Here is a 12,660-nt window from a genome sequence, read left to right on the forward strand (position 1 = left end):
TGCGGGATAGAGACCGATGTACATCGTTATCGATGGAGATGACTCAGGTAGGAAGATTGCCGCCTGCTATATCAACAACAATGAGGCGCTTCTTCGCCAGATTAGTGGGGATCTACAGCGCGCCGCGCTCAACATTTCCGAATTACTTTCAAAATTTGGCTTCCAGATCGTTTTTTGCGCGGCTGACGGTGTGGCCGCGGTGACGTCAGAGAGCGATATGAATTGGCAAGTGCTGTTTGGACGAGTCCAGGAGGTTGCGCCACACGGGTTCACGTTTTCCGCAGGCGTCGGGAAAACCCTTCATGAGGCATACGTCGCGCTTTTGAATGCCAAGAGCCTAGGAAAAGATAGGCTCGAGCATTTCGAGAACATAGTGCGATGAAGCCTTTTCTCTTAGATTGAGTGGCAACGCCGTGCTCCAACTGATCAAATTCGATCTCCTGGTAAAGGCGCTCGTTATCACGACGATAGTGATCAGCACTCTAATTTACTATCTCATTCAATATTTCTTTCTCCCAGACTATCCATTCTACAAGGTTGTTCCGATCGCCTCTGTTGTCACCGCATTGTTGGTTGTGATCATTCTTTCTCCGATTTGCTATCGACGCGGCTGGAGACTTTTGCGCCTCTTGGGTAACAGCAGATTTCAAGATCTCAATGGAGCATGGGCTGGTACGATAAACCCGAGCACGGGAGGTGCGTTGGCGGTTCGTGCCGTTATTCGACAATCGCTCCTCGGAACGGAGATCGACCTGCACGGAGAAAGTGTCAAATCCATAACACTTACGGCATCCGTGATCTTAGAAGCCGGACAGTACAAGCTGTACTATGTCTTTCGGGCTGAACCCCGAAACCCTGCTTGGGCGCCTTACAATGGCACAACGAAATTTAATCTACGCAACATTGCGAGCGACGCGCAGGGTCTATTGGCTCTCTCTGGACATTATTACACTGATCGCGAAACGATGGGCACCATCCAACTGTCTCAAACGAACTATGACCCGACGACCGATGTCTCGTTCTACTAGGTTGTGTATCCATAAACTCGGTGGCGCGATGTGACGAGAGCGATGTACGCCTTGCCTTTGTAGCTATTGAAGAGGCCGAGTCGTCCAATATGCCGCCCGGGGTCACGTGAGCAGCTGGTCGCACTGCCTTGAAATCGCCATGGACTCAGACCCCACTAGTAAAATCTAAACCCATCAGACCGACATCAACCCGTGTCGCGATGGCGAAGAATGTTGAATAAGGGTCACCAGCGGCCCGCAAATGACGCCCCGGCACGCCGCCGGTCACTAAGATCTTCCCGGTGCTCGCGCGGAGTACCGCGCCCAGTGGGTTTTGACTGAGCAGGGACGATTCATCACGTAACTCGCTTGGCGTAGGCCAGGCACGTGGGGATTGTCCTATGAAGACCATCGGCTGGGCCGCAATTCTCTACAACGTCCACGACGCCTACACCTTCGGCGCACTCGTCCTGCTCGTTGCCGGCGAGATCGTTCTTGCGCGCCTAGCCCGCAGGTGGAAGTAGCGGATGAAAGAGATTGTCCATGAAGCTGCATTTAAGTTGTTTTTAACCATCTGCCTCTATGCTGATGATCCCGAAAACCCATTTCACTAGCAGTTTCAGAGGCGTCCATGAGCGAATCAACCCGGAATGTCCAAAAATCCGACGTCCATAAATTGGACATCCGCGACGCGCTCGCGACCGGTCTGCACCGGCTGGTCGTCCGCACCCGGAAAGTCAGGCTGAATTGGTGGAGCGGCAATGTCGCCGTCGAAGAGAGCGTCACCACAGTGGAGCCGACCGATGCGCGGCACTGAACTCCCGGAGTGGCGCAAGCGTAACGGCTTCACCCAGGACACACTGCGGATCGCGCTTGGCGTCAAATCCCGGCAGACCATCATCACCTGGGAGAAGCAGACCGATCCGCTGCCGCGCTTGGTCGAGCTGGCGCTGTTGGCGCTCGAGAACTTCCCGGAGGAAAGGAACGTGACTGCGCGGCCAACGGTCCATCGGACACCTATCCCGGCATCGTTTTAGCCTTTTTATCGATGGCTCCTTTGGCGTCGGTCGCGACCACGATATATCCGCCGCAATCGCGAATGGCGTCGATCACCACTTCCGTGTCATTCATTTCTTTGATGCTTTCTTTGCACGCGCCTTCCGGAGTCATCGCTAGATATGCTTCGCGGACTTTTTGGCTTTTCTCTTTGATCTTATCCACGTGAAGGGAATGGACGAGCTCGTTCCGCACATGTGAGCACAGCGATAAAAGCTCCCAGATAGGTCGACCGACTTCGGGCGGATCGATCCTATCCCTCAATTCTTCGATCTTCTTTCCGGTGTAGAAGAATCGATTGGGGTCTCTTCCATAAGCTTCGAGCAGCGCGATCATGAAGCCCTCAACGATGACCTGTGTCTTTACGACAGACAGCATCATGTGCTCGGTGCGCCTGACGAGCTCCATTGCTCGCTTGCGAGTTTCCTCAAAAAGCTTCTCTCGCTCGGTTGGCTCCGGCTCATCAGTACGTATCCAATTCCCCTCGTTCGCCATCAGCTCCCTCCTGGTTGCGCAAACCATGACATAATTCGGGAGGTGGCTCTATTTCCGGTATGTAATCGCGAAGATGCTCTTACATTGACAGGACGTGGGCCGCGGCCGGACGCCATTGCGCGAAGACGAAGACAATGACTTGGTGATTTGCGCGAAAAAAGTGGCCTAATTGTCCGCCCACCCGAACACATCGATGGTCACCTTGGCGATCCTTAGCGCCAAGGCGAACGCGAGAAGAAACGGCCAAAATACCATTTGCCCCATGCTGAACATGACCAGCATCCCTTCGTCATGAGGTATGAATTGATGCTTGGGCGTATTCGCGACGATGTAGTCTTTGAGCATAACGAGATTGACGCCTACCTCAGTGCTCAACTTGTCGAGTGCTGGATTGTCTCCGTTTTTGGCCAGGTCGATCTTCGCATTTGCAAGTCGCCTCATATAGTGTTCGACCAGCTCGGGGGTCGCTCCCGGCTTCATTCCTTCTGCGATAGCCAGGCTGGTATCGCATGGCTTTTCGGAGAGCTTCCTGATGTCGTCTTTGCACGTCGCGTTCATGTATGGAGAGACGGCCTTCATGACATTGGTCATGAAAATATCTTCGCCCTGCCGATAAACGAAATCTCTGCTGCGTGTGATCGCTGTCTCTCGCTGCTCCGAATATCCGACAGCAAACATAAACATGCCGATAGCCGCCGAGCCGAGGTACCAGTAGTCAATCTTGCGCACTTGCTTTTGAGTTAGGTTTTGAGCAAATGCGTATCGGCCGTGGGTGAGGCAGAGCGCGAATATGAACGCCGCGATGAGCGTTGGGACGAAGTCCAGTTTACTGGTCAGGCTTCCGTACACCAGAATGATGGTGCAGATAATGCCGCCGACAAATGAGGTCCATCCAACAATTAGGCGGCCGCCGGTCGGGGCTATGTAAGTTTTCTCAGTCGTCACCTTCCACACCATCGAATCGAGCAAGCGCTTGCACCATGGTACACTCCGAGGATTACAATGGGCATGATGTTCTCAGATCGGGCATGGGGCGCCATCGACAGCGACGGTGAGTCGGATGTCTTTATTCGCTTGGCATCAAAGATGCCGCTACTCGAAAGGCCGCCCTTGCGTTCTTAAAGAGTATCCCAAGAGACTAGAGCCATCGGCCGTCCGCTGTATCGAATTGCTGCGGCTCTCCGGGCCGATAGGATAAGACTGCCGGAGATCACATCCATGTTTGTCCCATTTCCACATGCCAATGCCGTGGGCGATCGGTTCCTCGAGCTCCTGCATAAACACGGAATCGAACCGCCCACCGGATCCGCCGTGGAGGATGAGCTTCTTTCTCCTACTCACCTGTTGGAGATCTTCAAAAAGCCAGCCTTGGCTGCGGGAGTAAACGAAGAGAAGGTTCTCCGGAATGCGGCCGGAATTTATGACTTGGCCGCCAAAGTACTTACTGTCGAACCGTTGCAAGAATTCGAGCAATTCGTTCCGCATTTAAAGCTAATCACAAAAGCCAAGGTGCGCGTTGCCTCACTCGGTCAGAATGCGTCTAGCGAGTATGATGATGATACGGCCCGCAAGATCGCGGAACTCTACGTCGGTTGTTTGGTGGCTCACCTTGGCACGCAGGTTTCCCTTGATCACCCCGAGAACTCCAAGGGTGACAACCCAGACGTGATGTTTACTCTTACGGACGCGAACGGAGAGACGCAGAGATGGGCACTCGCGATCAAATCGATTTCGACACTAAGCGGGCAGACAATATTCGAGCGGATCGCGGACGGGGTTAGGCAGATTGAGGATCCGAAATGTCAAGCCGACCGCGGTCTTGTAGTTATCAACGCAAAGAGCGCGATCGACCACCAAGCTCTTTGGAGTAGGGACTTCAAGGATTTGCGTGAGGCGCAAAGCGGTCTTGCTGCTGAACTGATCAAGATAATCGCGGCCGCGTCCAAGGACCGATCTCAGGGGGAATGGGATCAGCTGTTCACCGGTAAAACAGTGCGGCCGATTATCTTTATGGCTCAGACAATCGTGAGATTACCTACTCCAGTTGGGATACTGCCGACTCCGATGGGTATGATGCTCTCGGATGGAGCGTGGGGCCCCATCGACAGCGATGGCGAGTTTATCGCGCATCAAATGAACGTATTCATGCAGACGATCCGGCTCGGCGAACCGGGAAGCATCGGGCAAATGCCGCGGTGACTGCTGCGCTTCCCCACTAGGCGGCTTCCAGTACGGCTGTGTCTTAACGCCCTTGCGAGCCTCGCTTCTTGCTCAGGGGCCCCTTGAAGCGGCGGACTGGCGCGACTTTTTGGCCGTGAGGAGGGGCAAGGGATGCTGGAGCTGCAATCTTGACCGGCCTTTACGCCAGAAAACGTGACACTCTTATGTGTGTTTTGACGCTCTTATGGGTCGCAGCACAAAGAAGCCACTCGCGCCGGAGATCCAGCTCCGTATGCCGGTATCGATGGTCCAGCCAACTGTCGTGCAGGTAGTTCAACGGGAACAGCCGGGCGTTGTTTTGGCTGGCGCGAGGCCTGCAATGCGCCGGTTATTGAAGATTTGGCTCAGACCGATCGCGGATCACTTCATCTCAATCGCCGGTCGACAGAGCGGCCAAACGATGATTGCCAAGCGCGAACCGTCGCTCGAACGAAAAATGCACGTATCTGGTGCGGTTTCGGGTGCGGCGGTCGCGCTGCAGGCAACTAGAAAGGCGCAAGCTATTGATCACATTGGTGGGCCCGGCAGGACTCGAACCTGCAACCAGACCGTTATGAGCGGCAGAAATAACGATTAGCTTCGTTGATTTTACTGCCTTTCCGGTTGATTTCGGTCTCATTCGTTGTGGTTTGCCGAGTTCGTTTCTGGTGCGAAACTGATGCAGTTCGTCCAATCGGAGCTTGGACTTAGGGCGTTGCGTTCTGTTAGGATAACGTGGGAGGGCAATTGATCCAGGCGACTGATGGTAGGCGAATTCTTTATGCCATCATGCCGGCTGATCGCCGCGGCCTGTCCAGGTCAGCGTCCCGGTCCGCGCGCTATCGGTAGCGAGCAAAAAAGGTTCATCGGAAAGCAAGCTAGGCGAAATAGATCGTGAGTTTCTTCAAGCGTCTAAAGACAGAAGCATCCGCTGAGTGGCGGGCCTATACCGAGCATCCCTTTACGAACGGATTGGCAGACGGATCGCTCGCCGAAGCGGCGTTTCGTCACTACCTTGCTCAGGACTACCTGTTCCTCATCGAGTTTGCGCGCGCTTATGCGCTCTCGGTCTATAAGTCGCCCAAGCTTGCCGACATGCGTGAAGCAGCGGCCGGCCTTTCGTCCATCCTTGATGTCGAGATGAACCTTCATGTGAAGCTCTGTGCCGGTTGGGGTCTATCTCCGAGCGACCTTGAACGAACCCCTCCGGCAAGTGAGACGCTGGCCTACACACGCTACGTGCTGGACGCCGGAATGCGTGGCGATCTGCTGGCACTCAAGGTGGCACTTGCCCCCTGTGTGATTGGGTACGCGGAGATCGCAACGCGGCTCGCCTCGCGACCCGACGCGGACGCTGCGACTAACCCCTATCGCGTTTGGATCGACGAGTACGCCAGCTCGCCATACCAGGAGGTCGCGGCGAAAGCGCAGGTGCAACTGGAGCATCTCGCGGATCTGTACGCCACGCCGGCCCGCGAGGCAGAGCTGATTGCGATCTTCAAGGAAGCCATCCGACTCGAGGCAGACTTCTGGGAGATGGGCTGGCGCGCCGGCCAGCGTTAGCATTCGGCAATCGTCTGGCTCATGACCTGAAGGTCATTGGTTCAAATCCTACCAGCGCAACCACCGATGCCGACACTCCCGTAGCGAAAGCTGCGGGAGTTTCGCGTTTCCGATTCTTTTCAACGGCTTGCGCTGCGATCCATCCGAGGATCGTGCCCAATTTGCCGTGTAAGGTGGCGTCGATTTCGCCGCGGTTCGGACCGGGGCGCAGCGTAATCTTCTCAACCAGTGCCCGGATCGCTTCCGCCGCCTCATTCCGATCCTCGGGGGTGTTGTGCGCTTCCGTCAGCCGCTCGACCTTCTTCCGATAGATGCCGGACACGTTCGGATGGATGTCCGGAATATCCGCTGGTTCCTCGGCTAGAAGTGCCTTGAGCATGTCCTCGCGGGCCTCCAATTCGCGCATGCGTTCGGTCATGCCGCGGGTGTGTCCGCCTTCTTCAATCGCACTCAGCATTGCTTCAAGGTGCGGTGGATCTTAGCCAACTCTGAGCGGTGGCCTTCGCCGCTGGCGCGGCGTTCGCGGTTGAGCCGGTTCGTTTCCTCGGCGTAAGCGCGCATCGCCTTGGCGGCCATCTCCGGCGCCATCATATCGGGCGAAAGCCCAGGCAGTCTTTGCTGCCCGCAACCACAACCAGGTTGGCGATCCAGATAAGCTCGGCCAGGCGCTCGTCAGGATCGCTGGAGAGGCCGAGCCCCCACTACGCTTCATCGCCGGTGCCGACGCGTTAAAGGTCGTAACTGACAAATTGCGGTTTGTAGCCGACGAAGTGGAGCGCTGGCGCGACTTGTCTCTCTCGACGGATGTCGCGCCCTAATGGCACGACAAGCCAACGGAACCACCTTAGCGGTCAAAGAGGGCGGGCGATGACGATATTTGTAACCGGAGCGAAGGCCTCGCATATCTGAGCCTTCTGCGATGAGCCGAGCCGCTACAGAGCCACCAATATATCCTATCGAGCAGGTGACAACGAAAAGTGGGCGATAGCATTTTGACAAATTGTGAAGTGAAATCGAGACCTCACCTGAGGTGGCGCGCGCCGACATATTGATGGTCTACGGTGTCACGGGATCATTCAATGACGTGATCTTGTATCGTGAAGGATAGGCTAATCCCCGGACGGTGTTTAGTCTCACTGCGTCTCACGCAGCACGAAGAGCACGCACGTAACACCGTCGTTCGGCCGACAAGTTGCGCTTGCGTCAACTTCAACGGCGCAGATCAGCCGGCCCGCTCAGGCACCATTCAGCGATGCCAACGCCCTGCCGACCTCGGTCTTAACCAGATGCTTGCGATAATCCGCCGAGGCGTAATGGTCCGACAGGCACTCAGCCTGTTCGCTGGTAAGCGATGCGGCCATTGCGATGTTTTCAGTCGATAGCGACTTGCCGATCAGGTGCGTGCTCGCGGAATCGGCCGCAAAGGCCCGGCCAGTCGCGCCGGTGATGGCGATCATGGCTTCTGAAACGATGTCGTCGCGCAAGCACAGCGTGGCGGCGACACCGACCACGGCATAGCCGCTCGCCGGATGGCGTATCTTGCGATACCGGAATTTCGCGCCGGGGTCCGGACGCGGCATATGGATCGCAACAAGCACTTCTCCTGGCTCGAGTGCCGTGGTCATGATGTCGACGAAGAAGTCCCTTGCCGCGATACGCCTGCGTCCGGTCAGGCCGGCGAGCTCCAGTTCGCCCTTCAGCGCGATGACGACCGCCGGCCAGTCGGCCGCAGGGTCGGCGTTTGCCAGTGAACCGCCAATGGTGCCACGATTGCGCACTTGCGGGTCGGCGATCATGTCGGCGGCTTGATGGACGATCGGCAGCACCTCTCGCAGAGGTTTTGAAGCTAGCAGTTCGGCATGCGTGGTCAGGGCGCCGATCCTAATGCGGTCGGCAACTTCGATTCCCTTTAACTCATCGATGCCGCTGATATCGATCAACAGTGCGGGCGATGCCAACCGCAATTTCATCGTCGGGATCAGCGTATGGCCGCCGGCCACGAGCTTGTTTCCGCCGGGGTCGTCTTGCAGCAGGCCGATGGCGTGGGTGAGCGACGTTGCGCGAACATAGTCGAATGAGGCCGGGATCATAGGTCTGCTCCGGCGCGTGCCTTCTGGATCGTCGACCAGACGCGCGGCGGCGTCATCGGCATGTCCAGATGTTTAATCCCGAACGGTGAAAGCGCATCGAGCACGGCGTGAACCATGCATGGGGGTGCGGCGATCGATCCGCTCTCGCCGATGCCCTTGACGCCGATCGGGTTGGTCGGCGAGGGCGTCTCCTGAAACAGCGATCGTATGCTGGGAACATGCTCCGCGCGAGGGACTGCATAGTCCAACAGCGATCCCGTCATCAATTGCCCGGTATCAGGATCGTAGCTGACTTCTTCATAGAGCGCCTGCGCGATGCCTTGCACGACGCCGCCCTGAATCTGTCCGGCGGCAAGCAGCGGATTGATGATGGTGCCGGCATCATCAACGGCGACATAATCGAGAATGTCGACGATTCCGGTCTCTGGATCGACGTCGACATAGGCCATGTGGACGCCCGAAGGCGCGCCCATGCCCTTCGGATCGTAAAACACGGTCTCGTCGAGACCCGGCTCCATTCCATCCGGAAGCTTGTGGCCGACATACGCCATCCTCGCCACTGTGCCGAACTTCAAAGACGCGATGTCGGTGCCGGGGACACTGAACTTGCCGGCCTGATAGGAAACATCCGCTTCATCGACTTCGAGCATGCCCGCGGCAATCTTCTTCGCCTTGGCGACGACGCGGATAGAGGAGACGTGAACGCCGGATCCGCCCACCGCCATCGACCGCGAGTTGAAAGTGCCATGACCGGCCTGGACTTGCCGCGTGTCGCCCTGCACCACGTCGATGTCTTCAATCGGAATCTGCAGGACGTCGGCGGCAATCTGCGCCAGTGACGTGACATGGCCGTGGCCCTGACTCATGGATCCCGAGAAGATCGTCACCCGGCCGCTTGAATCCACGCTGACCCGGGCGCTTTCCCAGCCGCCACGGTTGAAGCCCATCAGCGAGAGCCGGCGTGACGGCGCCATACCGCACATGTGGGTATAGGCCGCAACGCCAATGCCGCGATAACGGCCCTTGGCGCGCAGTTGATCGCGTTCGGTGTTGCGGGCCTCGTAGTTGAAGGCTTCCATCGCCTTGGCGAGGCAGCCTTCATAATTGCCGCTGTCGTAGATCGTGGCGGGTCCGTTATAGGGCCGATACGGAAAGTCGGCAGGCTGAATGAAATTAAGCCGGCGCACCTCCACTTGATCGAGATTGAGATGGCGTGCGACCGCATCGATCGCGCGTTCGGCGATGTAGGCCCCCTCGGGCCGGCCATATCCGCGATAGGCATCAACCGGTACGGTGTTTGTCACAACCACCCTGGAGCGCGCCGCGTAGTGCTCGATCTTGTAGGCGCCGGTCCCGAAATTGATTGTGTTCACGGTGGGGCCGCCTGATGCCATGTTCGACAGATAGGCGCCGACATTGCCCAGTGTCTCGACCTTCAGACCGAGGATCTTGCCGTCGTTGCGGAAGGCGATCTCCAGCGCCTCGGTATGCGCCCGGCCATGGTTGGTGGATTGATGGCTTTCGGAGCGCGATTCCCACCATTTGACGGGCATGCCGAGGAGCCGCGCCAGATACGGGCAGAGCAGTTCCTCCGGATAGAGGTGCATTTTTGCGCCGAAACCGCCACCGATGTCGGGCGCCACGATCCGCAATTGATGTTCGGAAATGCCAACGGTGTCGGCGATCCAGCGGCGATGCATGTGCGGCACCTGGCTCTGGAGGTAGACCGTCAGGCTGCCGTCGACATTTGGCTCGGCCAGGATGGAGCGCGTCTCCATGCAGGTCGGGATCAGGCGGTTGTTGGCGACGCGAAGCGTGATGACCTGGTCGGCCTCCCGCGCAGCCTTGCCATAGTCGCCACCGCCGATCTTGTAGATCGTGGTGATGTTGTTGGGCACGTTGTCGTGGAGTTGCGGCGCGCCGTCGCGGATCGCCGCTTCCTCGTCGACGACGGAGGGAAGCGTTTCGTAGTCGACATCGATCAGCCCGATGGCATCGTGCGCCATCGCCTGGGTTTCGGCGACGACGAGTGCGACGCATTCGCCGACGAAACGAACCCGGTCGATGGCGACGACGGGCCGGTCCGGCACCTTCGTGCCCGGTATGATCCAGTTGGGAACGATCGAGCCCATCTTGCCGGCGAGGTCGGCGCCCGACAAAGCGAGGCGGACGCCCGGCGCCGCTTTTGCCGCCACTAGATCGACGTGCTTAATGATTGCATGCGCATGCGGCGATCGCAGCACGGCAATATGCAGCATGCCCGGCGCCTTGATGTCGTCGCTGTAACGTCCCTTGCCGGTAACAAACTTGAAGTCTTCGCGCCGTCGCAAGGGCTGGCCGACATATCTGATCGCGGTTGTGTCAGTCATGGCGAGGCGCCTCCGAGGCAAGGGACTGAACCGCGCGAACGATGTTGTTGTAGCCGGTACAGCGGCAGATGTTGCCGGCGAGGCCATGACGGATTTCGCTTTCCGTCGGATTCGGATTTTGCCTAAGCATCTGGCGGACGCTCATGATCATCCCCGGCGTGCAAAAACCGCATTGCAGGGCGTGGTGCTCATGGAAAGCTGCCTGCACCGGATGCAACGCCCCGCCGCCGGGCGCGAGCCCTTCGATTGTCGTGATCGACGAGCCGTTGGCCATCACAGCCAGAACCGTGCAGGATTTGACGGCCTGTCCGTCGATATCGACGGTGCATGCACCGCATTGCGACGTGTCGCAACCGACATGGGTTCCCGTGAGGCCGAGATCGTCGCGGAGCAAGTAAACCAGAAGCTTGCGGGCTTCAACCGAAGCGGTCCGGCGTACACCATTCACGTCGACTGTCACAACGTGAAGCTTTTCGCCGAGGTCAGTCATTGTTTTCTCCGACGGTCCAATCATGAGAATCTGACGTCGGCGATATCGATCGCCACGAACACCGGATCGGGAATCGCGGTGCCGTCTGCATTCCGGCGGACCGCTCGCCGCTTCGTCGCCACCTTGATTCCGGAAAAATCACGATGGTCGTCGAGGTAATGCGCCGTGGGTACGCCACCGGCGACGGCCGCGCTGTAGTCCATCCGGCAGATCAAGCCTTCACCATTAACGTGGAAAACCTGCTCGGCGCAATGCGTCGCGATATGATCCGGAAAGGTGACCTTGAGCCGCCTGCGTGTTTCGCCGTTCTCATCCCAGGGCTCGATCTCTTCAGCGCGAAATCCGGGCAGCGCGAAGATGAAGGGCGTATTGAGGTAATTCCACATCGCGTAGCCGCTGAAATAAGCAAGATGCAATTCGTCCCACCGGGTCTCGACGGTATGGCCGTCAAACGCGGCGCGGGGATTTTTGCGATCCTTGACTGATTTGCCGTCGAGCGTTTCGATGACGGTATGGTCGGGGGTCCATGAACTGCGCATGCCTTCGCCGAGGAAGGGGTGGTAGCTGATCCATTGTTTGCCGGCGGCGGCCGTGACACGGACGTTCTTCAGCGCCACCGGCCACCCCTTTCGTGTCCAAAGGCCGCCGCTGATGGACATGTCGCCTTCGATGGCTTTCACGTTATTCCAGCGTTCGATGCCGCCGTGGGCATCGATGACAAGGTCGCGAAGCTCGCGCATGATCATGGTCCCATTCCGTCGAAATTGGTGGCCCCCATAGACGGGGGGCCTGCGGAAGCGAAGATAGCCGTCGACAATTACGCACTCTAATGATAAGAGTGACTAAGAGGCAAGCGCTTTATGAAGTCAAAGAGCTTTGATGGGATGGCGTGCTCGATCGCCGGCGTCATGGACGCGATCGGGGATCGCTGGGCCGTCTTGATTCTGCGCGACCTGTCGCTCGGGCTCAGGCGGTACGAGGACCTGCGCCGCTCGACCGGCGTAACCAACGCGACCTTGTCCGATCGGCTAAAGCACCTTGAGGGACACGAATTGGTCGAGCGGCGCCAATACCAGACCAATCCCGAGCGATACGAGTACCGTTTGACCGCGAAGGGCCGGGACACCATCCTTGTGCTGCAGGCGCTCTTGCAGGTGGGAGACAAATGGGCGGTTTCCGGAGACGCGGGGCCGCCACTCAAATTCATCGATCGAAAAACCGGGCACCCGGTGAAGCTTGCGAGGGTCGACAGCGAGACCGGGCAAGGCGTCAGGCTTCAGGACGTGCAGCCGCAAGCAGGCCCTGGCGCCGATGAACTGGTGCGGTGGCGCCTTACCCATTTCCGGAAATAAGAGCCGGCGAACCTGCCTCTGGTCTGCAAACCGCGCGGC

General features: G+C 58.0%; 18 protein-coding genes. 10 read left to right on the forward strand and 8 right to left on the reverse strand.

All coding sequences use genetic code 11. From position 1 onward, the window contains the following. Window positions 1-16: 16 nt before the first annotated feature. From ACVIGB_RS44150 to ACVIGB_RS44170, 5 genes are all read left to right on the forward strand, one after another. A complete protein-coding gene (locus ACVIGB_RS44150) occupies window positions 17-382 on the forward strand; it encodes a mCpol domain-containing protein (RefSeq protein ID WP_456724586.1) in 366 nt (121 codons plus the stop codon). Window positions 383-413: 31 nt separating this feature from the next. Then, window positions 414-1,028: a Cap15 family cyclic dinucleotide receptor domain-containing protein gene (locus ACVIGB_RS44155; RefSeq protein ID WP_456724585.1), complete on the forward strand. Its 615-nt coding sequence runs from the start codon at window positions 414-416 to the stop codon at window positions 1,026-1,028. 380 nt (window positions 1,029-1,408) lie between these two features. Further along, on the forward strand, window positions 1,409-1,531 hold the full coding sequence (locus tag ACVIGB_RS44160) for a hypothetical protein (RefSeq protein ID WP_456724584.1): 123 nt from the start codon (window positions 1,409-1,411) through the stop codon (window positions 1,529-1,531). 107 nt (window positions 1,532-1,638) lie between these two features. Then, window positions 1,639-1,824 carry a hypothetical protein gene (locus ACVIGB_RS44165; protein WP_456724583.1) on the forward strand — a complete coding sequence of 62 codons (186 nt, stop codon included), beginning with the start codon at window positions 1,639-1,641 and terminating at the stop codon, window positions 1,822-1,824. Further along, a complete protein-coding gene (locus tag ACVIGB_RS44170; RefSeq protein ID WP_456724582.1) occupies window positions 1,811-2,044 on the forward strand; it encodes a hypothetical protein in 234 nt (77 codons plus the stop codon). Before ACVIGB_RS44165 ends, ACVIGB_RS44170 begins: the two co-directional genes overlap by 14 nt. Here the strand turns inward: ACVIGB_RS44170 and ACVIGB_RS44175 are convergent. Beyond that, entirely contained in the window at window positions 2,025-2,558 is a 534-nt protein-coding gene (locus ACVIGB_RS44175) for a hypothetical protein (protein ID WP_456724581.1), read from the reverse strand. The genes ACVIGB_RS44170 and ACVIGB_RS44175 overlap by 20 nt on opposite strands. A gap of 165 nt (window positions 2,559-2,723) precedes the next feature. Further along, window positions 2,724-3,527, reverse strand: a complete 804-nt coding sequence (locus tag ACVIGB_RS44180; protein ID WP_456724580.1) for a hypothetical protein — start codon at window positions 3,525-3,527, stop codon at window positions 2,724-2,726. Between the two features lie 249 nt (window positions 3,528-3,776). On the opposite strand from ACVIGB_RS44180, the gene ACVIGB_RS44185 reads away from it, so the two are divergent. The 3 genes from ACVIGB_RS44185 to tenA all read left to right on the forward strand — a co-directional run bounded on the left by ACVIGB_RS44185 (window position 3,777) and on the right by tenA (window position 6,320). Next, entirely contained in the window at window positions 3,777-4,757 is a 981-nt protein-coding gene (locus tag ACVIGB_RS44185) for a hypothetical protein (RefSeq protein WP_456724579.1), read from the forward strand. Window positions 4,758-5,010: 253 nt separating this feature from the next. Continuing rightward, complete coding sequence (locus ACVIGB_RS44190; RefSeq protein ID WP_456724578.1) at window positions 5,011-5,355, forward strand: hypothetical protein; 345 nt, start codon at window positions 5,011-5,013, stop codon at window positions 5,353-5,355. Window positions 5,356-5,651: 296 nt separating this feature from the next. Then, window positions 5,652-6,320 carry a thiaminase II gene (gene tenA / locus ACVIGB_RS44195; RefSeq protein ID WP_456724577.1) on the forward strand — a complete coding sequence of 223 codons (669 nt, stop codon included), beginning with the start codon at window positions 5,652-5,654 and terminating at the stop codon, window positions 6,318-6,320. A 19-nt stretch (window positions 6,321-6,339) separates the two neighbouring features. On the opposite strand, the gene ACVIGB_RS44200 is transcribed toward tenA, so the two are convergent. Both ACVIGB_RS44200 and ACVIGB_RS44205 read right to left on the reverse strand, forming a co-directional pair. Beyond that, window positions 6,340-6,738, reverse strand: coding sequence for a DNA resolvase (locus tag ACVIGB_RS44200; protein ID WP_456724576.1), 399 nt, complete (start codon window positions 6,736-6,738; stop codon window positions 6,340-6,342). A gap of 32 nt (window positions 6,739-6,770) precedes the next feature. Further along, window positions 6,771-6,896 (reverse strand): hypothetical protein, encoded by a 126-nt coding sequence (locus ACVIGB_RS44205; protein WP_456724575.1) that lies wholly within the window; start codon window positions 6,894-6,896, stop codon window positions 6,771-6,773. A 436-nt stretch (window positions 6,897-7,332) separates the two neighbouring features. Between ACVIGB_RS44205 and ACVIGB_RS44210 the strand changes: the two genes are divergently transcribed. Beyond that, complete coding sequence (locus ACVIGB_RS44210) at window positions 7,333-7,428, forward strand: DUF6966 domain-containing protein (protein ID WP_456725281.1); 96 nt, start codon at window positions 7,333-7,335, stop codon at window positions 7,426-7,428. 127 nt (window positions 7,429-7,555) lie between these two features. Here the strand turns inward: ACVIGB_RS44210 and ACVIGB_RS44215 are convergent, their stop codons facing one another. The 4 genes from ACVIGB_RS44215 to ACVIGB_RS44230 are packed head-to-tail and all read right to left on the reverse strand — an operon-like array spanning window position 7,556 to window position 12,015. Then, a complete protein-coding gene (locus tag ACVIGB_RS44215; protein ID WP_456724574.1) occupies window positions 7,556-8,410 on the reverse strand; it encodes an FAD binding domain-containing protein in 855 nt (284 codons plus the stop codon). Next, window positions 8,407-10,779: a xanthine dehydrogenase family protein molybdopterin-binding subunit gene (locus ACVIGB_RS44220; protein ID WP_456724573.1), complete on the reverse strand. Its 2,373-nt coding sequence runs from the start codon at window positions 10,777-10,779 to the stop codon at window positions 8,407-8,409. The genes ACVIGB_RS44215 and ACVIGB_RS44220 overlap by 4 nt, the downstream gene beginning before the upstream one ends. Continuing rightward, entirely contained in the window at window positions 10,772-11,269 is a 498-nt protein-coding gene (locus ACVIGB_RS44225) for a (2Fe-2S)-binding protein (protein WP_456724572.1), read from the reverse strand. Before ACVIGB_RS44225 ends, ACVIGB_RS44220 begins: the two co-directional genes overlap by 8 nt. 20 nt (window positions 11,270-11,289) lie before the next feature. Beyond that, on the reverse strand, window positions 11,290-12,015 hold the full coding sequence (locus ACVIGB_RS44230; protein ID WP_456724571.1) for a hypothetical protein: 726 nt from the start codon (window positions 12,013-12,015) through the stop codon (window positions 11,290-11,292). 162 nt (window positions 12,016-12,177) lie between these two features. Here ACVIGB_RS44230 and ACVIGB_RS44235 point away from each other — a divergent pair, with 162 nt between their 5' ends. Then, window positions 12,178-12,621, forward strand: coding sequence for a winged helix-turn-helix transcriptional regulator (locus ACVIGB_RS44235; RefSeq protein WP_456724570.1), 444 nt, complete (start codon window positions 12,178-12,180; stop codon window positions 12,619-12,621). Window positions 12,622-12,660: the final 39 nt, after the last annotated feature.

The sequence above is a fragment of the Bradyrhizobium sp. USDA 4341 genome, assembly GCF_054063755.1.